The 23,947-nt window shown below is 75.2% G+C and carries 22 protein-coding genes, 1 pseudogene and 1 riboswitch; of the genes and pseudogenes, 11 read left to right on the top strand and 12 right to left on the bottom strand.

Annotated elements, in window-relative coordinates; translation table 11 throughout:
• The first annotated feature begins 29 nt into the window (after positions 1-29).
• Entirely contained in the window at positions 30-929 is a 900-nt protein-coding gene (locus KK617_RS13465; RefSeq protein WP_277500585.1) for a dihydrodipicolinate synthase family protein, read from the top strand.
• A 45-nt stretch (positions 930-974) separates the two neighbouring features.
• On the opposite strand, the gene KK617_RS13460 is transcribed toward KK617_RS13465, so the two are convergent.
• Positions 975-1,298 (bottom strand): hypothetical protein, encoded by a 324-nt coding sequence (locus KK617_RS13460; RefSeq protein WP_277500584.1) that lies wholly within the window; start codon positions 1,296-1,298, stop codon positions 975-977.
• 234 nt (positions 1,299-1,532) lie between these two features.
• Between KK617_RS13460 and KK617_RS13455 the strand changes: the two genes are divergently transcribed.
• From KK617_RS13455 to KK617_RS13440, 4 genes are all read left to right on the top strand, one after another.
• Positions 1,533-2,048, top strand: coding sequence for an FMN-binding protein (locus tag KK617_RS13455; RefSeq protein ID WP_277500583.1), 516 nt, complete (start codon positions 1,533-1,535; stop codon positions 2,046-2,048).
• A gap of 2 nt (positions 2,049-2,050) precedes the next feature.
• A complete protein-coding gene (locus KK617_RS13450) occupies positions 2,051-2,998 on the top strand; it encodes an FAD:protein FMN transferase (protein ID WP_277500582.1) in 948 nt (315 codons plus the stop codon).
• A complete protein-coding gene (locus KK617_RS13445; RefSeq protein ID WP_277500581.1) occupies positions 2,995-4,605 on the top strand; it encodes a hypothetical protein in 1,611 nt (536 codons plus the stop codon). The genes KK617_RS13450 and KK617_RS13445 overlap by 4 nt, the downstream gene beginning before the upstream one ends.
• 76 nt (positions 4,606-4,681) lie before the next feature.
• A riboswitch (guanidine-III (ykkC-III) riboswitch) is annotated at positions 4,682-4,751 on the top strand.
• A gap of 10 nt (positions 4,752-4,761) precedes the next feature.
• Complete coding sequence (locus KK617_RS13440; RefSeq protein ID WP_277500580.1) at positions 4,762-5,076, top strand: multidrug efflux SMR transporter; 315 nt, start codon at positions 4,762-4,764, stop codon at positions 5,074-5,076.
• Positions 5,077-5,079: 3 nt separating this feature from the next.
• Here the strand turns inward: KK617_RS13440 and KK617_RS13435 are convergent, their stop codons facing one another.
• From KK617_RS13435 to clpS, 5 genes are all read right to left on the bottom strand, one after another.
• Positions 5,080-5,601: a GNAT family N-acetyltransferase gene (locus tag KK617_RS13435; RefSeq protein WP_277500579.1), complete on the bottom strand. Its 522-nt coding sequence runs from the start codon at positions 5,599-5,601 to the stop codon at positions 5,080-5,082.
• Positions 5,602-5,604: 3 nt separating this feature from the next.
• Positions 5,605-6,096, bottom strand: coding sequence for an NUDIX domain-containing protein (locus KK617_RS13430; RefSeq protein WP_277500578.1), 492 nt, complete (start codon positions 6,094-6,096; stop codon positions 5,605-5,607).
• Between the two features lie 162 nt (positions 6,097-6,258).
• The gene (locus tag KK617_RS13425; protein ID WP_277500576.1) at positions 6,259-6,822 is read right to left on the bottom strand and encodes a hypothetical protein; all 564 of its coding nucleotides are present in this window, start codon (positions 6,820-6,822) and stop codon (positions 6,259-6,261) included.
• A gap of 47 nt (positions 6,823-6,869) precedes the next feature.
• The gene (locus KK617_RS13420) at positions 6,870-7,454 is read right to left on the bottom strand and encodes a DUF2017 domain-containing protein (RefSeq protein ID WP_277500574.1); all 585 of its coding nucleotides are present in this window, start codon (positions 7,452-7,454) and stop codon (positions 6,870-6,872) included.
• A complete protein-coding gene (clpS, locus tag KK617_RS13415; protein ID WP_277500596.1) occupies positions 7,451-7,708 on the bottom strand; it encodes an ATP-dependent Clp protease adapter ClpS in 258 nt (85 codons plus the stop codon). The genes KK617_RS13420 and clpS overlap by 4 nt, the downstream gene beginning before the upstream one ends.
• A 141-nt stretch (positions 7,709-7,849) precedes the next feature.
• Here clpS and KK617_RS13410 point away from each other — a divergent pair, with 141 nt between their 5' ends.
• Genes KK617_RS13410 through KK617_RS13400 form a run of 3 tightly spaced genes read left to right on the top strand, consistent with a single transcriptional unit; the run spans position 7,850 to position 10,544 of the window.
• Positions 7,850-9,157: a nicotinate phosphoribosyltransferase gene (locus KK617_RS13410; protein ID WP_277500572.1), complete on the top strand. Its 1,308-nt coding sequence runs from the start codon at positions 7,850-7,852 to the stop codon at positions 9,155-9,157.
• Between the two features lie 39 nt (positions 9,158-9,196).
• Positions 9,197-9,751 (top strand): isochorismatase family protein, encoded by a 555-nt coding sequence (locus KK617_RS13405; protein ID WP_277500571.1) that lies wholly within the window; start codon positions 9,197-9,199, stop codon positions 9,749-9,751.
• Complete coding sequence (locus KK617_RS13400; protein ID WP_277500570.1) at positions 9,744-10,544, top strand: enoyl-CoA hydratase-related protein; 801 nt, start codon at positions 9,744-9,746, stop codon at positions 10,542-10,544. Before KK617_RS13405 ends, KK617_RS13400 begins: the two co-directional genes overlap by 8 nt.
• Before the next feature lie 95 nt (positions 10,545-10,639).
• On the opposite strand, the gene KK617_RS13395 is transcribed toward KK617_RS13400, so the two are convergent.
• On the bottom strand, positions 10,640-11,491 hold the full coding sequence (locus KK617_RS13395; protein ID WP_277500569.1) for a hypothetical protein: 852 nt from the start codon (positions 11,489-11,491) through the stop codon (positions 10,640-10,642).
• A 312-nt stretch (positions 11,492-11,803) separates the two neighbouring features.
• Positions 11,804-16,816 (bottom strand): NAD-glutamate dehydrogenase, encoded by a 5,013-nt coding sequence (locus KK617_RS13390; protein WP_277500568.1) that lies wholly within the window; start codon positions 16,814-16,816, stop codon positions 11,804-11,806.
• Between the two features lie 147 nt (positions 16,817-16,963).
• Between KK617_RS13390 and KK617_RS13385 the strand changes: the two genes are divergently transcribed.
• Positions 16,964-17,434, top strand: coding sequence for a DUF2505 domain-containing protein (locus KK617_RS13385; protein ID WP_277500567.1), 471 nt, complete (start codon positions 16,964-16,966; stop codon positions 17,432-17,434).
• 54 nt (positions 17,435-17,488) lie between these two features.
• On the opposite strand, the gene pruA is transcribed toward KK617_RS13385, so the two are convergent.
• From pruA to KK617_RS13370, 3 genes are all read right to left on the bottom strand, one after another.
• Entirely contained in the window at positions 17,489-19,114 is a 1,626-nt protein-coding gene (gene pruA, locus KK617_RS13380) for an L-glutamate gamma-semialdehyde dehydrogenase (protein WP_277500566.1), read from the bottom strand.
• A 74-nt stretch (positions 19,115-19,188) separates the two neighbouring features.
• The gene (locus tag KK617_RS13375) at positions 19,189-19,653 is read right to left on the bottom strand and encodes a hypothetical protein (RefSeq protein WP_277500565.1); all 465 of its coding nucleotides are present in this window, start codon (positions 19,651-19,653) and stop codon (positions 19,189-19,191) included.
• Positions 19,650-21,182 carry a wax ester/triacylglycerol synthase family O-acyltransferase gene (locus tag KK617_RS13370; protein ID WP_277500564.1) on the bottom strand — a complete coding sequence of 511 codons (1,533 nt, stop codon included), beginning with the start codon at positions 21,180-21,182 and terminating at the stop codon, positions 19,650-19,652. The genes KK617_RS13375 and KK617_RS13370 overlap by 4 nt, the downstream gene beginning before the upstream one ends.
• A gap of 153 nt (positions 21,183-21,335) precedes the next feature.
• Between KK617_RS13370 and KK617_RS13365 the strand changes: the two genes are divergently transcribed.
• Together KK617_RS13365 and KK617_RS13360 are read left to right on the top strand one after the other, a co-directional pair.
• Positions 21,336-21,779: a hypothetical protein gene (locus KK617_RS13365; RefSeq protein ID WP_277500563.1), complete on the top strand. Its 444-nt coding sequence runs from the start codon at positions 21,336-21,338 to the stop codon at positions 21,777-21,779.
• Entirely contained in the window at positions 21,776-23,143 is a 1,368-nt protein-coding gene (locus tag KK617_RS13360; protein ID WP_277500562.1) for a hypothetical protein, read from the top strand. The genes KK617_RS13365 and KK617_RS13360 overlap by 4 nt, the downstream gene beginning before the upstream one ends.
• Here KK617_RS13360 and KK617_RS13355 read toward each other — a convergent pair.
• Positions 23,106-23,947: pseudogene (locus KK617_RS13355) on the bottom strand (hypothetical protein); the annotation flags it as partial. The gene KK617_RS13360 and the pseudogene KK617_RS13355 overlap by 38 nt on opposite strands.

Here is a 23,947-nt window from a genome sequence, read left to right as displayed (position 1 = left end):
GCGGGGTCGGGCGCGGGCAGGATGGGCGGGTGAGCACCCTGACCGGACTCGGCGCGTTCCCCCTCTCCCCCGTGCGCGACGACGCCCTCGACCTGGCCGCGCTGCGCCGCCTCGTCGAGCGCGCGGTGGCGGCGGAGGTCGACGCGGTCGCCGTCCTGGGCTCGACCGGCTCCTACGCCTACCTCGACCGCGACGAGCGGCGCCGGGTCGCGCGCGCCGCCGTCGAGGCGGCCGGCGGGACGCCGGTCGTGGTCGGTGTCGGAGCGCTGCGGACGTCCTGGGCGCGGAGGCTCGCGGACGACGCGCAGGAGGCGGGGGCCAGCGCGGTCCTCCTCGCCCCGGTCTCCTACCAGCCGCTGACGGACGACGACGTGCTCGGCCTCTACACCGACGTCACCGCCGGGCTGTCGGTGCCGCTCGTCGTCTACGACAACCCGACGACGACGCGCTTCACCTTCGGCGACGACCTGCTCGCCGCGGTGGCGGCGCTGCCGCAGGTCGGCTCGGTCAAGATCCCGGGCGTGCCGACCGACCCGGGGCAGGCACGGGCCCGCGTCGACGCGCTCCGCGCCCTGCTGCCCTCACCCGTGACGATCGGCGTCTCGGGCGACGCGCTGGGCGTGGCGGGCCTGCTGGCCGGCTGCGACGCCTGGTACTCCGTCGTCGGCGGGCTGCTGCCGCGGCTCGCGGTGGCGCTGACCCGGGCGGCCCGTGCCGGCGACGTGGCGACGGCCGAGGCCGGCGCCGCCCGCCTCGCACCGCTGTGGGAGCTCTTCGCGGCCCACGGCAGCCTGCGGGTCACCGCGGCGCTGGCCGAGCACCTCGGGCTCGTGGCCGCGCCCTCGCTGCCACGGCCGCTGCGAGGCCTCGGCGACGGCGACCGGACCGAGGTCGCGCGCGTCGCGGACGAGCTGGCGCTGGTCGACTGACCCGACGGAGCGGGCTCAGCCGGGCTCAGCCGGGCTCAACCGGCCTCAGCCGATCGCGGCGCTGATCTCGTCGGCGATGCGCTGCGCGGACTTGCGGTTCTTCCGGCCGTCCAGCAGGGCCTTGGGCCGGCCGGGCGCCGTGTCGAGGGCGACGTCCACCTGCGAGCCGCCGGGCGCGGGCGTGACGCCGACCTGCACGTCCAGCTCCCAGCTGAGGACGGACTTGCGGGTGCGGAACAGCACCTGGGAGCCGTCGGGGCTGACGGGACCGGGCGCGTAGCGCTGCTCGGCGATGACGCGGTGGACGGCGGCGAGCACCGTCTGCGGCGGCGCGGCGGACTGGAAGCTGGTGGTGGCGAGCGTGGCCATCGGTTCCCCCTCGTGGCCCGGGCGCCACGGCGGCCCCCGGTCGCGGACGATGCTAGGAGCCCGGGCCGACCACCTGTGCGGGGCGCTCCGCGAACCTGTGAACTTCCGGTGAGGGCACCCTCACCCCTGGCGCCCGGCGGCCCCATCGGGTTGCATCGGAACAGTTGCACCTACAACCGTCGTTTGGGACCTACAAGCACCCCGCCGATCCGCCTCTCGGACCAGGAGAACCCCATGTCCTCGCTCTCCCCCGCCCGCCGCTGGCTGCTCACCGCGGCGACGCTGCCCGCCCTCGCCCTCGCGACCGCCTGCGGCGTCGGCCAGTACGACGACGCCTCCGACTCCTCCGGTGACTCCTCGCAGGAGGCGACGACGGACGCGACCACCGACGCGACCACCGACGGCTCGGCCGGCTCCGACGCCGGCACCGACGCCGGCGCCGCGACGGGCGCGTACACCGCCGGCACCTACGAGGCCGAGGGCAGCTACAGCACCCCCGGCGGCGAGCAGTCCGTCGGCGTGGAGGTCACCCTCGACGCCGCGGGCACCGTCACCGACGTGACCGTCACCCCGCAGGCCGAGAGCGGCAACTCGGTGCAGTACCAGTCGCAGTTCGCCGACGGCATCGCCGACGAGGTGGTCGGCCAGCCCATCGACGGCCTCGAGGTCTCGAAGGTCGCCGGGTCTTCCCTCACCAGCGGAGGGTTCAACGCCGCGATCGAGCAGATCCTCGCCGAGGCCCAGGCCTGAGCGTGGGCGCCCCGACCGCCCCGCAGGACCCGGCGGCCGCCGTGCCGTCGTGGGCCTTCGAGGCGATCGGCACCCGCTGGCAGGTCGACGCCGCCGTGCCGCTGACCCCGGCGGCGCGCCGCGCCGTGGCGCTGCGCGTCGACGCCTTCGACCGGGACTGGTCGCGCTTCCGGGCCGGCTCGGTCGTCGACGCCCTCCGCGCAGGCCCCGGCCGGCACCGGCTGCCCGACGACGCCGACCCGCTGGTGCGGCTGTACGACGCGCTCCACGCCGCGACCGACGGCGCGATGAGCCCCGCCGTCGGCGACGGGCTCGAGCACCTGGGGTACGACGCGTCGTACTCGCTGCGTCCCCGCCCGGGCCACCGCGGCGCGGTCGACTGGGGGCACGTGCGGTGGGAGCCGCCGTACCTGGTGACCACCGAGCCGTTCGTGCTCGACGTCGGGGCGGCCGGCAAGGGCTATCTCGCCGACCTCGTGGCCGACGAGGTCGAGGCCGTGCAGCGGGCCGAGGGGGCGACGGGCACGGTGACGGTCGACGCCAGCGGCGACCTCGTGCACCGCGTCGCCCCCGGCGGTGCGTCGCTGCGGGTGGCACTGGAGCACCCGCTGCGGCCGGGGTACGCCGTCGGCGTCGCCGACCTGCCCGGCACCCCCGGCGCCCGGGCCCTGTGCGCGTCGGCGACCAACCGTCGTACCTGGGCCGACGGCGTGCACCACGTGCTCGACGCGCGCACGGGCGTGCCCGTCACCGACGTGCTCGCCACCTGGGTGGTCGCGGACTCGGCGCTCGTCGCCGACGGCCTGGCCACCGCCCTGTTCCTCGTCCCGCCCGACGCAGCGACGGTCCTCGCGGCCGACCTGGGCGCGACCTTCGTCCGCCTGGACCGCACGCCGACCGGCACACGCGTCCACCGCTCTCCCGACTTCCCCGGAGAGGTCTTCGCATGAGCTCGTCCACCACCTCGGCGCCCGCCCCGCGCACCGGCGGCTCCCCCCTCGCGCGCGTCGACGCCGCCCTCGGGCGGGTGCCGATGTACCGCGTCGTCTCGCTCGCGCTCGGCGCCCTCGTGCTGGTGTCGTTCTTCCTCGCGATCACCCGCTCCCTGCTGCCGAGCGTGTTCCGACTCGAGGCCATGGCGCTGACCCTCGTCGTGCTGGTCGGGGTGTCCGTGGCCGCGAACGCGCTGCTCGGGCTGGCGTTCCGCGTGCGGGCCCACACCGAGTCGGCCGTCATCACCGGGCTGCTGCTGTGGTTCCTCTACTGGCCGACCACCGACACCGCGCAGCTCGCGTGGCTGGCGGCGACCGCGGTGCTGGCCAACGCGTCGAAGTACCTCCTCGCCGTGCGCGGGCGCCACGTGCTCAACCCGGCCGCCGCGGGCGTCGTGCTCGTGCTCGTCGTCCAGGAGCTGGCCTCGGTGGACCCGGCGCACCGCGTCTACACGACGTGGTGGATCGCGAACGAGCCCGCGCTGGTGCCGCTCGTGCTCGCCGCGCTCGTCGTGCTGTGGCGCACCCGCCGCCTGGACCTGGGGCTGCTGTTCGTGACCCTCGCCGGCGTGCTGGTCGTGCTCGGCCTGCTCAACTCGACCGACCTCGGCGCGGGCACCGCGCTGGAGCAGTACGTCGTGTCGTCGCCCGCGATCTTCCTCGCCGGCTTCATGCTGAGCGAGCCCCTGACCCTGCCGCCGCGGCGCGTCCAGCGCCTCGGCGTCGCGGCGCTGGCCGCGTTCGTCTTCGCGTGGCCGCAGTTCCAGACCATCCTCCTGCCGGAGCCCGTCGACCTCTGGGTGTTCGAGTCGACGGCCGAGCTGGCGCTGCTGGCCTCCGGCGCCGTCGCGTTCGTGCTCGGCCAGCGCGGCGGCGTGCGCCTGCGCCACACCGGCACGCGCCGGGTGGGCGCGGAGGTGTTCGAGCTGCGCTTCGCGCCCCGGCGCCCGGTGCGCTTCCGCCCGGGGCAGTACGTCGAGCTCGCCCTCCCCCACCGCGGCTCCGACCGACGCGGGGTGCGCCGGGTCTTCAGCATCGTCTCGCCCAGCGACGACCCCGAGCTCGCCGTCGCGCTGCGCGTGCCGGAGCCGTCGTCGTCGTACAAGAAGGCGCTGCTGGCGCTCGAGCCGGGCGCCGTGCTCGGCGCGACGGGCGTGGGCGGCGACTTCGTGCTGCCCCGCCGGCCCGGCCCGGTCGTGCTGGTCGCCGGCGGCATCGGCATCACGCCGTTCCTGTCGTGGCTGCGCTCGCCGGAGGCCGAGGGGCTCGACGCGGTGCTCGTGCTCGGCGTGGGCGACGCCGACGACGTGGCCTACCGCGACGAGCTCGTGGCCACCGGCGTGCCCGTCGTGCTGGTCGCGCCCGGCGCCCCCGCCGACCTGCCGCCGGGGTGGCGGCACGTGCCCTCGGCGTTCCTGACCGCCGACGTCGTCGTGGAGGCGGTGCCCGACCTCGGCGGGCGGACGGCGTACGTCTCCGGTCCCCCCGCCATGGTCACCGCCGTGGCGCGCGGCCTGCGCCGCCGGGCGCGGAAGGTGCGCACGGACTCGTTCGCGGGGTACTGAGGCGGCGGTCGGACGCGGGCGCGGTCAGGTGCGTCACCCGCGCTGGAAGCCCGCCCCGGGGTGTGCCAGCCTGGAGGTCGAGCCCGCGCCACGTCGGGCTCCCGGACGAGGGGCGCCGTACCCGGTCGACGACAAGACGGCCCGTGGAGGCCTGTCGTGTCCTGGTTCCTGCTCGTGCTGTCCGGTGTCCTCGAGGCCGTGTGGGCGACCGCCCTCGGCCGCTCGGAGGGCTTCTCGCGCCTCGCGCCCACCGTCGTGTTCGGCGGCGCGCTCGTCGCCTCGATGGCCGGCCTGGCGCTCGCGATGCGCGACCTGCCCGTGGGCACGGCGTACGCCGTGTGGGTGGGCATCGGCGCCACCCTCACGGTCGTCGGGGCGATGGCGGCGGGGACCGAGCCCTTCTCCCCGGCGAAAGCGCTGTTCCTCGTGATGATCGTCGGCGGCGTCGTGGGGTTGAAGCTGGCCCACTGAGGGCTAGAGGTCGACGACCCGCGCGGTCCACACCTCCTTGGTGCTGCGCACCGACCCGGAGGAGTACGGCGCGGTCCGCCCGGTCGGCCGGAAGCCGAGGCGGCGCCAGAACGGGCCAGCGGCGGCCTCGTTGGTCGCGACCACGGCGAGCTGGATCCGCGTCACCTCCGGCCAGTCGCGGACCCGCGCCACCACGGCGTCGGAGGTGTGCCGCCCGAGGCCGCCGCCGTGCAGCCGGCCGTCGGTGACGAGCAGCCCGAGGTGGGCGCTCTCCGGCGAGGGCCAGCCCCGCAGGAGGTCGGCGAACCCGAGCAGCCGTCCCGGGTCGTCGTCGGCCCACAGGCCGATCGCGTGCTTGCGGTCGGCCGGTACGCCGGGGGGCGCCGCGGTCAGCGCGTCCGCGGCGTCGCCCGGTGCCGGCGGGCGGCCCGAGACGCGCTGCGAGAAGTCCGGCACCGTGGCGAGCAGCGCCTCCAGGGCCGCGACGTCGCGCGGGTGGGCCGGGTCGAGATCGCGGACGGGCACGGGTCAGCGCACGAAGCGGGCGGCGACCTCGTCGGCCAGGGCCGCGTCGATGCGCCCCCGCATCTCCTCGCTCAGCGGCGGGAGGGCGTCGAGGGTGAACCAGCCCACGTCGCTCGACTCGTCGTCGGCGACGTGCGCCTCGCCGTCGAGCCACGTGCAGGCGAAGGTGTGGTCGAGGTAGCGCGTGCGGTCGCCGTTCGGGTAGGTCACGAGGTCGGTCGTCGCGACGGAGGCCAGCCGGTCGACGCGGATCGTCACGCCGGCCTCCTCGAGCGCCTCGCGCCGGGCGGCCACCGCCGGCTCCTCGCCGGGGTCGACGATCCCCGTCACCGGGGTCCAGTCGCCGTTGTCGGCGCGGCGCACGAGCAGCAGCTCGACCGCCCCCGACGGCCCGTCCGGGGCGGAGCGGGTGACGACGGCGGTGGCGGCGGGGAGCCAGAGCTCGTCGGTGCCGACCTTGCGGCGCAGCGCGACGATGAAGTCCGGGATGGGCACGCCGTCATCCTCCCAGACGCGCCGGACGGCGCCCGGATGCCCGCCTCAGCGCGGTGGCGGACCGAACCCGCCGCTTCCGGGTGAAAGGTTGGCACCGGAAGTGGCGGGTTCCCCGGTGCACCGGGGAACCCGCCACCACCCGCCGCCACCCCTCGGAGCCCCTCAGCCGCAGGCGAACGACGCGGTCACGGTGACCGTCTCGTCCGGCACCTCCATCTGGATGAGCTCCGCCTCGACCTCGACGCCCGTGCCGTCGGGCTGGGCCACGAGGCCGGGCTCGCCGGGCGCGGAGACGAAGGAGCCGGTGCCGGTGTCGACGATGACGCCCGCGTCGAAGCCCTCGCCGGCGGCGTACACGGTCAGGACGTACCCGTCCGGCGACGTGGTCTGGTAGGTGGTGGTGGGGCCGTAGTCGCCCTGCGGCGAGACCGCGCCCTCGTTCTCCCAGGCGGCGCTGACGGCGCCCTCGAGCGTGACGGACGCGGGGCACGCGGCGCCCTCGACGCCGGGCAGCGGCTCGCCGGTGGAGACCGTCTCGGGCGGCACGACGACGGGCGGCTCGCTGCTGGTGGGCTCCTCGGTCGCGGTCGACGGCCCGCCGTCGGCCGGGGCCGTGGAGCTGGAGGACCCGCCGTCGGCGTCCTCCTCGCTGCCGCCCCCGCAGGCGGCCAGGGGCGCGAGGGCCAGGGCGAGCACCGTCACCGAGATCGATCGCTGAGCACGCATGCCCTCCATTCGAGCACGCGGGCCCGAGCGTGTCGAACGCGCCGCGGTCAGCGGGTGAGGGCCCCCACCAGGGTCTCCTGGAGGTAGCCGACCCACTCGAAGATGTCGTGCGCCTGCGCCCGCGGGTCGTCGTCGGGCAGGGCCATCCACCGGGCCTCGTCGCCGTCCTCGATGCCGAGCCGGGTCGCGAGCGCGAGGCGGATGTCGGTGAACGAGCGCATCCACGTCTCGGCGACGGGCTCGTCGAGCTCGACGTCGATCATCAGACCGTCCTCGGTGAGCTCGTCGGGCAGGCCCGCCTCCTCGAGGTCCTCGATGATCCGGCAGGCGGCGGCCGTCTTGCCGTCGCGCAGCCCGCCCTCGGTGTAGCGCCGGAACTCGCCCGCCGCCTCCTCGTCACCGGGGTACGCCGTGGGGAACAGCCGGGCGAGCACCGGGTCCTCCGGGGCCACCGTGGGGCCGGTGAAGTCGAGCATCGCCTCGAGCGGGTCGAGGTCGTCGCGCGGGACCGCCGCCTCGTTGCGCAGCAGCTCGACCAGCTGGCCCGCCAGCGAGCGCAGCAGGTCCGCCTCGAACCCGGTGAAGGTGGCGATGATGCGGCGGCTGCGGCGGTGGCGGGTGAAGCCGCTCACTCCGCGCGCTCCATCGTGGCCCACAGCCCGTACTCGTGGAGGGCCTGCACGTCGCGCTCCATGGCCTCGCGCGACCCCGTGGACACGACGCTCTTCCCGTCGTTGTGCACCTCGAGCATCAGCTGCTCGGAGTGCGACTTGGAGTAGCCGAAGTACTTCTGGAAGACGTACGTCACGTAGCTCATCAGGTTGACCGGGTCGTCCCAGACGATCGTGACCCAGGGCGTCGCCGGGAAGGACGACTCCTCGGGGATGAGCGTCGGCTCGACCTCGACGGGGCTGGCAGCAGACACGTCCCCATCGTGGCACAGACCCGGCGAGGCCCCGACCGGCCCGATCCGGCCGCGTGCGCCGTACCCCTTGCCCTCGCGTCGGGTGCCGTTTATATTGTCAGCATGACTATTACTCAGTCGGGCTCGACGGCGCTCCTCACGGACCACTACGAGCTGACGATGCTGCAGGCGGCCCTCGCGTCCGGCACCGCCCGGCGCCGCTCGGTCTTCGAGCTGTTCGGCCGCAAGCTGCCGGAGGGGCGGCGCTACGGCGTCGTCGCGGGCGTGGACCGCGCGCTCGACGCGATCGAGCGCTTCCGCTTCGACGACGCCACCCTCGGGGTGCTCTCCGACGCCGGGGTCGTCGACGACCCGACGCTGGCCTGGCTCGCCGACTACCGGTTCTCCGGCGACGTGCGGGGCTACGGCGAGGGCGAGATCTACTTCCCGGGCTCGCCCCTGGTGGTCGTCGAGTCGACCTTCGCCGAGGCCGTGCTGCTCGAGACCGTGCTGCTGTCCATCTACAACCACGACTCGGCCATCGCCAGCGCCGCGTCGCGGATGACCTTCGCCGCCGACGGGCGCCCCTGCATCGACATGGGCTCCCGCCGTACCCACGAGGAGGCCGCGGTCGCCGCGGCGCGGGCGGCGTACGTCGCGGGCTTCGACGCGACGAGCAACCTCGCGGCCCGTGCCCGGTACGGCGTGCCCTCCACCGGCACCAGCGCGCACGCCTTCACGCTGCTGCACGACACGGAGGAGGACGCGTTCCGCGCGCAGGTGACGAGCCTCGGCGTCGGCACCTCGCTGCTCGTCGACACGTACGACGTGGCCGAGGCCGTGCGTCTCGCCGTCGAGGTGGCGGGCCCGGAACTGGGCGCGGTGCGCCTCGACTCCGGCGACCTGGGCCTGCTCGCGCAGGACGTGCGCCGCCAGCTCGACTCCCTCGGCGCCACCGGCACGCGGATCATCGTCACCAGCGACCTCGACGAGCACGCGATCGCCGCGCTGGCGGTCGCACCCGTCGACGGGTACGGCGTGGGCACCCGCCTCGTGACCGGCTCGGGCCACCCGACGAGCGCGTTCGTCTACAAGCTCGTCGCCCGCGAGGACGCGGACGGCCGGATGCAGCCCGTCGCCAAGCGCAGCGCCAACAAGGCCTCCGTCGGCGGCGAGAAGCAGCCCGTGCGCCGCCTCGCGGAGGGGGTCGCCGTCGCCGAGGTCATCGGGGTCGACCGCACACCCACCCCCGAGCCCGGCACGGCCGACCGCCCGCTGCACCGCCCGCTCGTCACCGCCGGCGAGGTCGTCGGCCGCGAGAGCCTCGACGACGCCCGCGCCCGGCACCAGGCGGCCCGCGCCGAGCTGCCGATGGCCGCACGCTCGATGGCGCGCGGCGAGCCCGTCGTGCCGACCGTCTACGAGAACTGACCCACCCACCCGGCACCACGCACCTGAGAGGCTGACCCCATGACCCGCGCACTGATCGTCGTCGACGTCCAGAACGACTTCTGCGAGGGCGGCTCGTTGGCCGTCGCCGGCGGGGCCCGCGTCGCCGCGGAGGTGAGCGCGCTGCTCGCCGGCCCGCACGACTACGCCCACGTCGTGGCCACCAAGGACCACCACGTCGACCCGGGCAGCCACTGGTCGGAGAACCCCGACTACGTCGACTCCTGGCCCGTCCACTGCGAGGTCGGCACACCGGGCGAGGAGTTCCACCCCGCGCTCGACACCTCCGCGATCGAGGCGGTCTTCCTCAAGGGCGAGTTCGAGGCGGCGTACTCGGGCTTCGAGGGCTCGGCCTCCGACGGCTCGTCGCTCGCGGCCTGGCTGCGCGAGCGCGGCGTCGACGAGGTGGACGTCTGCGGCATCGCCTCCGACCACTGCGTGCGGGCCACCGTGCTCGACGCGCTGGGCGAGGGCTTCACGGTGCGGGTGCTCACGCACCTCGCCGTGGGCGTCGCGCCGGAGAGCACCGAGGCCGCGTACGCCGCGATGCGTGACGGCGGGGCGCAGCTTGTCTGAGACGCCCGCCTTCGCGACCACCGCGCCCGGCGTCGAGGTCACCCTCGACGCCGGGCTGCTGCGGGTCGTGCTCGACCGCCCGGAGCGCTTCAACGCGCTCGACGGCCCGATGATCGAGGCCTGCGCGGTGACGCTCGAGCGCTGCTACGGCCGCAGCGACGTCCGCGCCGTCGTGCTCGCGGGCCGCGGCCGCGCCTTCTGCTCGGGCGCCGCACTGGAGGGCGACTCGCCCCTCGACACGTTCGACGACCAGGCGATGGAGCGCGCCAACCGGCTCGTGCGCGCCGTCGTGGCGCTCGACAAGCCCGTGGTGGCGGCGGTCAACGGCGTCGCCGCGGGCGTCGGCTGCTCGCTCGCGCTGGCCAGCGACCTGCAGGTCGTCTCCAGCGCGGCGTCGTTCGCGCTGACGTTCACCCGCATCGGCCTCATGCCCGACGGCGGCTCGACGGCCACCGTGGCCGCCGCGGTCGGGCGCGCTCGAGCCATGCGGATGACGCTGCTGGGCGAACGGCTCCCCGCCGCCGAGGCCCACGCCGCCGGTCTCGTCAGCCACCTCGTCGAGCCGGACGCGCTCGACGCCGAGGTCGACCGGGTCGTCGCGGCGCTGCTCGCCGGGCCGCCACTGGCCCTGACCGCCACCAAGAAGGCGGTCAACGCGGCGACCCTGACCCAGCTGGAGAGCGCGCTCGACCGCGAGAACCTCGGCCAGCTCGCGCTCTTCCGCACCAGCGACGCCGCCGAGGGCATGCGCGCCTTCGTGGAGAAGCGCACGCCGCGGTTCACCGGCGACTGATCCGGCCCGCCACCGCGTCACCACTTCCCCGCCCGCGGCCCGCAGCGGCGCGGCGTACCCGCGAGGAGTGGATGCGGCCGGGCGGGCGGGCAGGCTCAGGCGAACGCGGCGAGGCAGCGGCGGACCCAGGCGCCGTCGTGCATCACCTGCTGCCAGGTGAAGCGCAACACCCGCCATCCCGCCACGGCGAGCACCGTGTGGCGCCAGCAGTCGGAGCGGAACGCCTCGGCGTCGCCGTGGTAGGCCCACGACTCCGCCTCGACGGCCAGCCGTCGTCCCGCGTCCCCGACGTCGGGGTGCAGCACCCGCCCCTCGACCCGTACGGCGAGCTGGGCGACCGCGTCGAGTCCCGCCTCGAGGGCGTGGGCCCGCAGGACCGACTCGAAGGGGTTCGCGGCGCGGCCGTCGGCGTGGGCCGCGACGCGACGCAGCTGCCCGGCGCCGCGGCCACCCACGCGCTGGGTCGCGATCCGCAGCTCGAGGGGCTCGACGTCGCCGTGCCGCAGCGCGGAGTCCGCCACGGTGAGGGCCTCCTCGAACGGCAGGCGCCGCGCGCAGTCGAGGACGGTGCGCAGCGGACGGGTCACGTCGCCCGGTTCGTCGCCCAGGTCGGCGCGGTAGGTGTGCGGCGTCCAGACCTCGCGCCGCCGGCTGCCCCGCGGCACCGTGAACCAGGCGTCCGTCGGCGGGCGGGCCACCTCCCAGCCGTGGAGCACGGCAGCGCTGAGGTGTGAGGCGACACCGCCGATGCGGCGTGCGACCACGAGTGCCTCGTCCGCCTCGGCCACGCGGTAGCGGCCGCGATCGCAGCGCGTCAGCTCACCTCGGCGGACCGCCTCCCGCAGCGAGTGGCGGGTCACGGCAGGCCGGAGGTCCGCCCAGCAGGCCACATCACCCAGCTCGCGCACGGCCTGGACCGCGGGCACGCGGGGCCGGTCAGCGATCACCCCGGCATCGTGCCCCGCGGGCGGCCCGGGCCGGGCCGCTCGTCCACAGACGCGGGCCACCCGGGCGGCCGCCCGACCGTTACCACTCCCCCGCCCGCGGCCCGCAGCGGCGCGGCGTACCCGCGACGAGTGGATGCGGCCGGGCGGCTGCGGGCCGCCCCCGGACGCGGGCGCCCCAGATGTCACCACTCCCGCAGCCCGTACCCGCGACGAGTGGATGCGGGCGGGCGGCTGCGGGCCGCCCCCGGACGTCATCCCCGACGAGGCCCCCGCCCCCCGCTCCGGATGACGTCCCGCGACCGGGCCGCCGCCTCACACCTGCGGCGCACCCCCGGGCACGGCGACGAGCCCGCGGACCACGCGCATGCCCACCGAGAGCCGGGCGAGGTCGGGCTCCTCGGCGCAGACCTCCTCGAGCGTGCGGGCGGCGCGGGCGACGACGGTCGCCTGCGTCTCCTCCCACGCGGCGACACGCGCCGCGGCGGAGTCGTCGTCGGAGGTCGCCGCCAGCACCTGCGCGGTGAGCAGCGCGTGCACCGCGTGCAGGTCGTCGCGCAGCGCCGCCCGGGCGGTGGCCTGCCAGCGGTCGTTGCGCGGCAGCGCCAGGATCCGCGACAGCAGGGTCGCGAACCCCAGCCGCTCCCCCAGCGCGAAGTGCACCTTCGCGACCGTCTCGGCCGGCAGGTCGCGGCGGGCGGCGGTCTCGACGATCCCCAGCAGCCCGTACGACGGGGGCAGCGCCGCGATGCGGGCCGCGAGCCCGTCCGGGACGCCGTCCGCGCGCAGGGCGGCGAGCCGCTCGTCGTGCGCGACCGACTCGCGCCCGGTCAGCAGCCCCGCGAGGCCCGGGTCGCCCTGCAGCACCTGCTGGATGCGGACGCCGAAGAAGTCGACGGTGCCCTCCGCGTCGGTGTCGGGGCGCCGCAGCACCAGCCACCGCGCGGCGCGCTCGACGAGGGTGCGCAGCTCGATCCGCATGCGGGTCTGCACGGCGGCGTCGAGCTGGTTGTCCTGGCTGGCGATCTCCTCGCGCAGCGCTGCGGCGCCGTAGATCTCGTCGGCCACGAAGCTGGCGCGGGCCAGCTCGGCCGCGGTCGCGCCGGTCTCGTCGGCCAGGCGCGGCCAGAACGTCATGCCCGCCGTGTCGACCAGCCGGTTCACGACCTGGGTCACGACGATCTCGCGGCGCAGCGGGTGGTCGTCCATCCGCTCGCGGAACCGGTGCCGCATCGGGGTCGGGAAGTAGGCGTAGAGCTCGCCGCGCAGGTAGGGGTCGTCCGGCAGGTCCGAGGCCAGCAGCTCGTCGGCCAGCACGATCTTGGTCCAGCTCAGCAGCACCGCCAGCTCGGGCAGCGTCAGGCCCTGCCCGGCCTCGAGGCGCCGGCGCACCTCGCCGCTCGACGGCAGGTCCTCCAGCCGCCGGTCGAGGTGGCCCTCGGCCTCGAGCCGGCGCATCCACCGCTCGTGCACGTGCAGCAGGGCCGGCGCGTTCGCGGCGGCGTTCGCCAGCGCCAGGTTCTGGTCGTAGTTGTCGGCCAGCACCAGCTCGGCGACCTCGTCGGTCATCGACGCCAGCAGCTCGTTGCGCTGCTTGCCGGTGAGGTCCCCGGCCGCGACGAGGCGGTCGAGCAGGATCTTGATGTTCACCTCGCGGTCGGAGGTGTCGACGCCCGCGGAGTTGTCGATGAAGTCGGTGTTGAGGCGGCCGCCCGCGGCGGCGTACTCGATGCGCCCCGCCTGCGTGAGCCCCAGGTTGCCGCCCTCGCCGACGACGCGGGCGCGCAGCTCGCGGCCGTCGACCCGGATCGCGTCGTTGGCCTTGTCCCCGGCGGCCGCGTGGGTCTGGGTCGAGGCCTTCACGTAGGTGCCGATCCCGCCGTTCCACAGCAGGTCGACCGGCGCCTGCAGGATGGCGCGCATCAGCTCGGTGGGCGCGAGCCGGGTGACGTCGTCGCCGAGGCCGAGCACGCGGCGTACCGGCGCGGAGATCGGCACCGACTTCGCCGAGCGGGGGTGCACGCCGCCGCCCTCGGAGAGGAGCGAGCGGTCGTAGTCGCGCCACGACGAGCGGGGCAGTGCGAACAGCCGCTGGCGCTCGGCGAACGAGGCCGCCGCGTCGGGGTCGGGGTCGAGGAAGATGTCGCGGTGGTCGAACGCGGCCACGAGGCGCAGGTGGGGCGAGCAGAGCATGCCGTTGCCGAACACGTCGCCCGACATGTCGCCGATGCCGACCACGGTGAACGGCTCGCGCTGCGTGTCGAGGCCCAGCTCGCGGAAGTGACGGCGCACGGAGACCCAGGCGCCGCGCGCGGTGATGCCCATCGCCTTGTGGTCGTAGCCCACCGATCCCCCCGACGCGAACGCGTCGCCGAGCCAGTAGCCGTAGTCCGCCGAGAGCGCGTTCGCGATGTCGGAGAAGGTCGCGGTGCCCTTGTCGGCCGCCACCACCAGGTAGGTGTCGTCGCCGTCGTGGCGCACCACCCGCTGCGGCGGCACCACCGCCCCGTCGACGAGGTTGTCGGTGACGTCGAGCAGGCCCGAGACGAACGTCCGGTACGCCGCCACGCCCTCCGCCTGCCACGCCTCCCGGTCCGCGGGGTCGGGGAGGCGCTTCGCGTAGAAGCCGCCCTTCGCCCCCACCGGCACGATCACGGTGTTCTTCACCATCTGCGCCTTGACCAGGCCGAGCACCTCGGTGCGGAAGTCGTCGCGCCGGTCCGACCAGCGCAGGCCCCCGCGCGCCACGGCGCCGAAGCGCAGGTGCACGCCCTCGACCCGGGGCGAGTAGACGAAGATCTCGAACGCGGGCCGCGGCGCGGGCAGGTCGGGGATCGCCGACGGCTGCAGCTTGAGCGACAGGTGCGAGCGCACGCCGCCGGCGTCGGGGCGCTGGTAGAAGTTCGTGCGCAGCGTGGCCCGCACGTGGGTGAGGTAGGAGCGCAGGATGCGGTCGTGGTCGAGGCTGACGACCTGCTCCAGCGCGCCGGTGACCTCGTCCACGAGCTGCTGCTCGGCGGCCTCGCGGCCGTCCGCCCCGCCGCCCGCCCCGCCGCCCGCCCCGTCGCCCGCGCCGTCGCCGGCACCCGCCAGGTCGGGGTCGAAGCGCGTCTCGAACAGCCGCACCAGCAGGCGGGTGATCTCGACGTTCGCGGCGAGCGCGTCCGCCATCGACGTGGTCGAGAACGGCGAGCTGCCCTGGCGCATGTAGCGCCCGTAGGCGCGCAGCACCATCACCTGGCGCCAGGTCAGCCCGGCCCGCAGCACGAGGGCGTTGAACCGGTCGACCTCGCTGTGCTCGGCCCACACCGCCCGCAGCGCGTCGGCGAACAGCTCGCGCTGGTCGGGGCCCGCCTGGGCGTCCGTGCGCAGCGCGAACTCGTAGACGAAGGTCGGCTGGTCGAGGTCCTCCAGCTCGTAGGGGCGCTCGTCGAGCACCTCGACGCCCATCGAGGAGATCATCGGCAGCACGGCGGAGAGCGAGAGCGCCGGGCCGACGCGGAAGATCTTCAGCATGCCCTCGCCGGCCGGCGCGTCGACCGGCTGGTGGAGCGCGACGTCGAAGCCGCCGGCCGGGCCCGCGGCGGCACGCACGGCCTCGAGCCGGCCGATGTCGGAGGCGGCCGTGCGGGCGTCGAAGTCCTCCTTGTAGGCCTCCGGGAACGCGCCGAGGTAGCGACGACCGAGCCGCGCCCCGTCGACCTCGCCGTGCTCGGCGAGCAGCGCGGCGTGCAGGTCGTCGCGCCAGGAGCGGGCGACCTCGTCGAAGCGGTGCTCCAGCTCGGCGACGAACTCGCGGTCGGCCTGGCGGATGCTCAGCCCCTCCTGGGGGCGCACGACGAAGTGCACCCGCACCATGGCCGAGTCCGACAGCTGCACCGCGAACTCGATGGCCGAGGAGTCGAGCCGCTGGCGCAGCACCTCGGCGAACCGCTCACGCACCGCGGTGCTGTAGCGGTCGTGCGGCAGGTAGGCGAGCACGGAGAGGTAGCGCCCGTAGGTGTCGCGCCGCACGAAGAGCCGCAGCTGACGGCGGCGCTCGCGGGCGAACATGACGGCCTGCGCGATGGGCGCCAGGTCCTCCGTCGGGGTCTGGAACAGCTCGTCGCGCGGGAAGTTCTCCAGCGTGTCGAGCAGCGCCTTGCCGGCGTGGCTGCGCTGGTCGAAGCCCAGCTGCTCGCGCACCGCCTCGGCCTTCTCGCGCAGCAGCGGGATGCGGGTCAGCGACTCGGTGTAGGCGGCCGAGGAGAACAGGCCGATGAGGCGCCGCTCGCCCGTCACCACGCCGTCGGCGTCGAACGTCTTCACGCCCACGTAGTCGAGGTGCACGGGCCGGTGCACGGTGGCGCGGCGGTTGGCCTTGGCCAGCACCAGCAGCTCGGGGTCCCGCATCCGGTCGCGCACCTCGGCCGTGACGCGGGGACCGTCGGCGCCGGTGGGCGCCACGCCCGGCCGGTCGTCGCGCAGCAGCCCCAACCCGGTGCCGGGCACCGCGACGAGCTCGTCGCCGTCGGCGCCGGTGGACAGCGTGTACTCCCGGTAGCCCAGGAACGTGAAGTGGTCGTCGGCGATCCACTCCAGCAGGTCGGCGCCCTGCCGCACCTCCGGCTCGGGTACGCCGGCCGCGACCTCCGCGGGCCGCTCCCGCAGGTCGGTGGCCACCGCCGCGACGGCCTCCTTCATCTGCTGCCAGTCCTCGACCGCGACGCGCACGTCGGCGAGCACCTGGTGGATCCCCGCCTCGATGGCGGCAGCCGTGCCGTCGTCGCCGTCGGTGCCGAGGCGACCGATCTCCACGTGGATCCACGACTCGCGCGTCGCGGTCTGGTCGGCGTGGTCCTCGACCTGCACCGAGCCCTCCGCGATCGGGCCGACCGCCAGCAGCGTGCCGTCGGCGGCGCGCCGTACCCGCAGCTGGGGGTGGAGCACCGCGTGGACGTCGCAGTCGAGCCGGTCGAGCAGCATCGTCACCGAGTCGACGAGGAACGGCATGTCGTCGGTGACGACCTCGACGACGGAGTGGCCGCCGGCCGTCCAGCCGTCGTCGGCCACGGACGGGGTCAGCACCCGGGTGAGCACCTCGCCGGGGGCGCGGTGCTCGGCGAGGCGGCGGTGGGAGGCGGCCGCGCCGTACAGGTCCACGGGGGTGCGGTCGAGGATGTCCTCCGGGGCGACGTGGCGGTAGTACGCCGACAGCACCGCGTCCGGGTCGGCATCACCCTCGGGTCCCGCGAGGGAGCCGTTGCGGCCCCGGGCCAGTGCGGCGGCGTCCGCCACGAGATCGGCCTTGCTGCGGTCCAGGTTCCTGCCGTCCAGCGTCGTCGCCACCCTCCCGACCCTAGGGGTCCCCCGGTGCCGCAACAACCCGGCTCCCGGGGGTGCGCGATGATGGCCCGCGGCGGGGCCCGACGCCCCGTCGACCAGCACCCCGCACCGGGCCGCGGCCCGTGCCGAGTCGGACGGAGATCCTCCCCCATGGCCAAGCGCGTCACCCACGAACTGACCTACGACGCCCCGCTCGCCGACGTGCGCGCGATGCTCCTCGACGAGGCCTTCCGCCGCTCGGTGGCCGCCGAGCAGCGGGCGCTGCGCTCGACCGTCTCCGTCACGGGCGACGTCGTGCGCTTCGAGACCGTGCAGCCCGCCGCCGGCATCCCGTCGTTCGCGAAGAAGTTCGTCGGCGACGAGATCGTCGTGGTGCAGGACGAGAAGTGGGGCGCCACCGCGGCGGACATCCACGTCACCATCCCCGGCAAGCCCGGCGACATGACGGGCACGGCCACGCTCCGCGAGACCGGCACCGGCACGACGGAGACCGTCGACCTGCAGGTCAAGGTCTCGATCCCGCTCGTCGGCGGCAAGATCGAGGGCCTCATCGCGGACCTGCTCGTCAAGGCGCTCAAGGCCGAGAACCGCGCCGGTCGGGCCTGGCTCGCGAAGGGCTGAGACCCGAGGACGCGAGCGCGGGGCGGCACCGGTCCGGTGCCGCCCCGCCGCGTCTCAGCCCATGTGCGGGTAGCGGTGGTCGTGCGGCGGCACGAACGTCTCCTTGATGGAGCGCGGGCTGGTCCAGCGGGTCAGGTTCGACGCCGCGCCGGCCTTGTCGTTCGTGCCCGACGCGCGACCGCCGCCGAACGGCTGCTGGCCCACCACGGCGCCGGTGGGCTTGTCGTTGACGTAGAAGTTGCCGGCGGCGAACCGCAGCTCCGCTGCCGCCCACGCCACGACCCGCTGGTCGCGCGCGAACACCGCACCCGTCAGCGCGTACGGCGACGCGGACTCCAGCTGGCGCGTCACCTTCTCGAAGTCGCCGTCGTCGAAGACGTGGACGGCGAGGATCGGCCCGAAGTACTCCGTCGAGAACATCTCGTCCGTCGGGTCGCCGCCCTCGACGACGGTGGGGCGCACGAACCAGCCGACGCTGTCGTCGCACTCGCCGCCGGCGAGGACGTCGAGCCCGTCGCTCGCGCGGGCCCGCTCGATGGCGGCCGCGTGCTTGGCGTAGGCCCGGTCGTCGATCACGGCGCCGAGGAAGTTCGACAGGTCCGTCGGGTCGCCCATCGCCAGGCCGTCGACGTCCGCCACCAGCTGCTCGCGGATCCGCTCCCACACCGAGCGCGCGACGTACGCCCGCGAGGCGGCGGAGCACTTCTGGCCCGCGTACTCGAACGCGCCGCGCACCAGCGCCACCCGCACCGCGTCGGGGTCGGCCGAGGGGTGGGCGAGCACGAAGTCCTTGCCGCCGGTCTCGCCGACGAGGCGGGGGTAGCCCCGGTAGCCCGACAGGTTCTCCCCCACCGTGCGCCACAGGTGCTGGAACGTCGGCGTGGAGCCGGTGAAGTGGATGCCCGCGAGGTCGGGGTGGGGCAGCAGCACCTCGGACGGCTCGACGCCATCGCCCGGCAGCATCGAGATGACGCCCGGCGGCAGGCCCGCCTCGGTCAGGAGCTCCATCGTCAGCGACGCCGCCAGCTGCTGCGTGGGCGACGGCTTCCAGATCACCGTGTTGCCCATGAGCGCCGGCGCGGTCGGCAGGTTGCCCGCGATGGCCGTGAAGTTGAACGGCGTGATCGCGTAGACGAAGCCCTCGAGCGGACGGTGGTCGGTGCGGTTCCACACACCCGGCGCGTTGCGGATGGGCTGCTCGGCGAGGATCTGGCGCCCGTAGTGCACGTTGAAGCGCCAGAAGTCGATGAGCTCGCAGGCGGCGTCGATCTCGGCCTGGAACGCCGTCTTCGACTGGCCGAGCACCGTGGCGGCGTTGAGGCGCTGACGCCACGGCCCGGCGAGGAGCTCGGCGGCCCGCAGCAGGACCGCGGCGCGGTCGTCGTAGCTCAGCGCCCGCCAGCCCGGCGCGGCGGCCCGCGCGGCGTCGACCGCGTCCTGCGCGTCCTTCCGGGTCGAGGAGCGGAAGGTGCCGAGCACCCGCTGGTGGTCGTGGGGCTCGACGACGGCGACCTCGGCGCCGCCACCGGCCCGCCAGTCCCCGACGTACGCCGGCAGCTCGCGCGGCGCGGCCCGCAGCACCTCCACCTGCTCGAGCAGCGCCAGCCGCTCGGCGCTGCCGGGGGCGTAGGTCAGGTTCGGCTCGTTGACCGGTGCGGGGGGCAGCGTGATCGCGTCCATGCGCCCGATCGTGTCAGGCGGCGCCGACGCCCTCAACCGGCCCCGCCCGGGCCGCTCGCGGCGGCTCCGTCCGATCAGACGAGGTTGCGGATCTCCTGCGTGGCGAACCACGCGAGGTCGTGGTCGAGCTCGACCCCGTCGACCGAGTCGGGCAGCTCCTCGCCGGAGAGGTACGCCGCGAGCGCCGCCGGCGGGAGGTCGACGACGTCGACGTGGGCGGACGCGATCCGCTTCCACGGCACGTCGGCCTCCACCTCGACGAGGGTGGGCTCCGCGTCGTCGTCCAGCGGTCGCACCTGCGGGACGTCGGCGGCCAGGACCAGGCGCCGGGGCTGGTCGCCCTCGACGCGGCGGGCCAGCGACTCCGTGCCGGCTGCGGCCTGCGCGGCGTACTCCCACTCCTCGGTGGAGCCGTCGGGCCACGCCTCCTCCAGCGCGGGTGTCGCGGCGTGCGCGCGGAACGGGCCGGCGAGGCGGCCCTCGGCGACGACGCGCGCGAGCTCGGAGGAGGTGAGGGGCACGAAGACGCGCGTCGTCACGGGGTGGCTCCTGGGCCGGGCGCGGGGCCGGGGGTGGGGTCGGGGGTGGGCTCGGTCACGGGGGTCGCGGGGCGCGGGCGGCTGCGGCCGCGCGGCGCCCGGGGGCGGGTGTCGCTGGCGGTGTCGACCAGCTCGTCGAGGGCGTCGCGCAGGCACTGGGCGAAGATGTCGAGATCGTCGATCGCGTCGCGGTCGCCGGTGACGCCGTAGTAGACGTGCCCGTCGTACGACGTCACGCCGATCCCCAGCGCGTGCCGGGGCAGCAGCGGCGGCACCGGGTAGGTCGCCACCATGCGGGCGCCGGCGGCGTAGAGCGGGAACTGCGGTCCGGGCACGTTGGTGACGGTGAGCTGGAAGCGTCGCGAGCCGAGCTCGCCGAGGGCCACGCGCGTGCCGAGGGCGTGGAAGGTGGTGGGCGCGAAGCCGGCGATGCCCGCCAGCCGGTTCGCCGCGACCGCTCGGCCGGTCTCGCCGTGGGCCTTGAACGAGTAGGACACCTGGTGCAGCCGCACGACGGGGCTGGCCTCGCCCACGGGGAGGTCGACGAGGTGGCCCTGGATCTGGGTGCCGAGCGAGGTGGCCTCGAGCTCGTCGTCGATCACGGACATCGGCACCAGCGCGCGGACCTTGCTCTGCGGGCCGATGCGCTGGTCGCGGGCCATCAGCCAGTTGCGCAGGCCGCCGGCGACGGTGGCGAGCACCACGTCGTTGACGGTGCCGCCGTGCACCTCGCGCACCCGGCGGTGGTCGGCGAGCGAGGTGCGGACGCCGGCGACCCGCCGCTGCTGCGACAGCGCGGCCGGGGTGATCGGCGACTCGCTGACCGGGGGCTGCGCGGCCAGCGGCCCGCCCAGGGGGGCGAGCGGCCCCGCCAGGGAGGTGAGCCGGCGACGGACGCCGAGGGTGCGGCGGGCCACGGACTGGCCGAGCACCCGGCCGTTCGCGAGCAGCGCGGAGGGCTCGGTGAGGGTGTCGCGCAGCGCGTCGGCGACGAGGCCCGGGTTGGTCGGCCGGCGCGCCGGCTCCCACTCGTCGGGCTCCATCAGCTTGGGCGTGGCCGAGACGTCGAGGAGCACCTGGCCGAGGTCGACCGTCTCCATGCCGTCGACCAGGATCTGGTGGGACTTGGACAGCACGGCGACGCGGCCGTCCTCCAGGCCCTCGACGAAGTAGACCTCCCACAGCGGCCGCGTGCGGTCGAGCGGGCGGGACACGATGCGGGCGACGAGCTCGAGCAGCTGCTCCAGCGTGCCCGGGCGCGGGATCGCGGAGCGGCGCACGTGGTAGGCGAGGTCGAAGCGCAGGTCGTCGCTCCACACCGGCGTGGCCAGGTGACCGGGGACGGTGAGGAGCCGCTGCCGGTAGCGCGGCACGAAGGTGATGCGGTCGCCGATGAGCGCGACGAGGCGCTCGTGGTCGAACCCGGACTCGCCCGGGTCGAAGATCTCCAACGTCGCGTTGTGCAACGGCGACGTCGTGGAGTCGGTCGCCAGGATCGCCATGTCCCGGGAGCGCAGCCGCTCGCCCATCCCCCACCTCGCTCCCGCTCGACGCTGTACGTAACCTCGACGTGGATCATGTCATCCGCCCCCGACCGGCACAGCCCCCGCCGTGCCCGGGTGGGGATCGCCGGACCGGGCCGGCACCGTGTCGTCGTACCCCCGAGGGAGAAGAGAGTCACCGTGTTCCGTCGCGCCCTGCGCCCGCTCACCACCGTCGCCGTCGCCGCCACCCTGGCCGTGACCGCCTCCGCCTGCGGGGGGACCGCCGACGAGGCCGGCCCGGACGAGTCGACGTCGTCGAGCAGCTCGACCACGTCCGGCGCCACCTCGGGCAGCGCGTCGGCCGAGCCCGGCGTCGAGCCGCTCATGATCGACGTCGTCGTGGACGGCGACTCGGTCTCCCCCAACGCGAGCCGCGTCGAGGCCGCGGTCGGCCAGCCGATCGTCTTCCGCGTCACCACCGACGTGGCGGCCGAGATCCACGGCCACACCGACCCCGAGTTCACGATCGACGCGCAGCCCGGCACCAGCGAGCACACCGTCACGATCGACCGGGCCGGCAGCTACGACGTCGAGCTGCACGACCCCGAGCGCCTGCTCGTGCGCGTCGACGTCCGCCCGTGACGCCGGACGCCGGCGACCAGGTCACCCTCGCCCACAGCGGGCTGGGCAACGCCGCCGACCTGCCGATCCCGCTCGAGGCGGTCGTCATCGGCTCGGTGGTGGCGCTGGCGGCGTCGTTCCTGGTGCTCGCCGTCGCGTGGCGCAAGCCGCGGTACGACGGACCCGAGCCCGGCACGACCCGCATGCGGCCCTGGGCGCCGGGGGCGGTGGCGCGGCTCGGCGCCGTGGTCGACCACCCGGTCGTGCGCGTGCTCGCCCGCCTGCTCGGGGCGGCGTTCTTCGCCTACATGATGTTCGCGCTCGTGGTCGGCCCCGACTACGCGACGAACCCGGGCCTCGGCATGTTCTACGTGCTGCTGTGGGTCGGCATCGTCCCGGCGTCGCTGTTCCTCGGCCGCTTCTACCGGGCCGTGAGCCCGGTGCGCACCATCAACGCCGGGCTGTCCCGGCTCGCCGGCACCGACCCGGAGCACGGGCTGCGCGAGCTGCCGTCGTGGGTGGGCTACTGGCCGGCGGCAATCGGCCTCTACGCGTTCGTGTGGCTCGAGCTGGTCAGCACCAACGGCGTCGAGACGAGCGCCGTGCGGCTGTGGCTGGCGGCGTACTTCGCGCTGATGCTCGTCGGCGGAGCCGTGTTCGGAAGCTCGTTCTACGAGCGTTGCGACCCGTTCGAGGCCTACTCGACGCTCGTGGCGCACGTGTCGATCTGGGGCCGTGACGCCGACGGCACGCTGGTGGCGCGCAGCCCGCTGGCGAACCTGGCGACGCTGCGGCCCGCCGCCGGCCTGGTGGCGCTCGTGGCGGTGCTCTTCGGCAGCACGGCGTACGACTCCTTCCGCGAGTCGCTGCCCTTCGTGCGGTTCGTCAACACGAGCACGCTGGACTCCGACCTCATCCTCAACGTCGCGCTCATCGGCGTCATCGCGCTCGTCGGGCTGCTGCTGACGCTGGCTTCGGCGGCCGTGCCGGCGCGCGAGGGCATCCCGCGCCGGGCCCTGCCGTCGCTGATGGCGCACTCGATCGCGCCGATCATCGTCGGGTACGTCGGCGCCCACTACCTGACCTACCTGCTCGAGTTCGGCCAGCAGGTCGTCATCTACATGAGCGACCCGCTCGCCCAGGGGTCGAACTGGCTGGGCACGGCGAACCTGCAGCCGTCGTACTTCCTCTCCGACAACATCGGGCTCCTGGCGTTCGTGCAGGTGTCCGGCGTGGTGGTGGGGCACGTCGTGGCCGCGGTGGCGGCGCACGACCGGTCGCTGTCGGTGCTGCCGCGCCAGCACCAGCTCGTCGGCCAGCTGCCGATGCTCGGCGTGATGATCGCGTTCACCGGCGGCGGGCTCTACCTGCTCTTCGCCTCCTGACGGGCGCCGCGGCCCCGGGTACGACGCCCGCGGCCGCGGCGAGCACCGCCCGGGCCAGCGGACCCTCGCCCACGTCGAGCAGCGAGCGCCCCGTCACGAGCGCCCGGTCCGTCGCGGCGCGGTCGTCGGGCAGGAAGTGCAGTGACGCGGGCCGCACGAAGTCGGCCAGCATCGAGGTCACCTCGCGCTCGGACCAGCCCAGCGTCGAGCGCATGCGGTTGACGACGACGTGGACGTCCCCGCGCCCCAGCTCGCGCAGGTCGGCGAGGCCGCGGGCCAGGCGCGTCAGCCCCACCGGGTCGGCCGTGCCGACCACCACCACCTCGTCGGCCAGCTCGACCGCCGTCGTGGTGAGCTCGTTGCGGGCGGGGCCGACGGCGAACCCGCCGTCGTCGTGGTCGAGCGCGAACCCGGTGTCGAGCACCACGTGACCCACCTCGCGGGCCAGGTCGACGAGCTGCTCCAGCGCCCCGCCGTCGACCTCGGCCCAGCGGTCGGCGCGGGGCAGCCCGGTCACCACGTGCAGGTGCCGGTCGAGCGAGCGGACCGCGCCGAGCCAGCGCTCCTCCAGGTCCCCCGCGCCCGCGTGCCGCGCCATCGCCAGCAGGCCCGAGACCTCGTCGAGCACCCCGAGGTGCTGGGCGACCGTGCCGCCCCAGGGGTCGGCGTCGACGAGGAGGGTGGGCTCGCCCCGGGAGGCCAGCGCGGCCGCCAGGGCCGTCGCCACCGTCGTGCGCCCGGGCGCGCCGGCCGGGCCCCACACGGCGACGACGCGGCGCGGGGCGGGCTCCGGAGCGGCCGGGT

The organism is Nocardioides sp. ChNu-99, from assembly GCF_029493445.1.
Taxonomy (GTDB): domain Bacteria; phylum Actinomycetota; class Actinomycetes; order Propionibacteriales; family Nocardioidaceae; genus Nocardioides.
The sequence above is the reverse complement of the archived record's forward strand: the minus strand, read 5'-3'. Positions and strand labels throughout refer to the sequence as shown.

Excerpts from the sequence above, each read along its gene's own strand:
- KK617_RS13460 (WP_277500584.1), bottom strand. The coding sequence starts at position 1,298 with ATGGCCACGCTCGCCACCACCAGCTTCCAGTCCGCCGCGCCGCCGCAG.
- KK617_RS13455 (WP_277500583.1), top strand. The coding sequence starts at position 1,533 with ATGTCCTCGCTCTCCCCCGCCCGCCGCTGGCTGCTCACCGCGGCGACG.
- KK617_RS13445 (WP_277500581.1), top strand. The coding sequence starts at position 2,995 with ATGAGCTCGTCCACCACCTCGGCGCCCGCCCCGCGCACCGGCGGCTCC.
- KK617_RS13425 (WP_277500576.1), bottom strand. The coding sequence starts at position 6,822 with ATGCGTGCTCAGCGATCGATCTCGGTGACGGTGCTCGCCCTGGCCCTC.
- KK617_RS13410 (WP_277500572.1), top strand. The coding sequence starts at position 7,850 with ATGACTATTACTCAGTCGGGCTCGACGGCGCTCCTCACGGACCACTAC.
- KK617_RS13405 (WP_277500571.1), top strand. The coding sequence starts at position 9,197 with ATGACCCGCGCACTGATCGTCGTCGACGTCCAGAACGACTTCTGCGAG.
- KK617_RS13385 (WP_277500567.1), top strand. The coding sequence starts at position 16,964 with ATGGCCAAGCGCGTCACCCACGAACTGACCTACGACGCCCCGCTCGCC.
- pruA (WP_277500566.1), bottom strand. The coding sequence starts at position 19,114 with ATGGACGCGATCACGCTGCCCCCCGCACCGGTCAACGAGCCGAACCTG.
- KK617_RS13370 (WP_277500564.1), bottom strand. The coding sequence starts at position 21,182 with ATGGGCGAGCGGCTGCGCTCCCGGGACATGGCGATCCTGGCGACCGAC.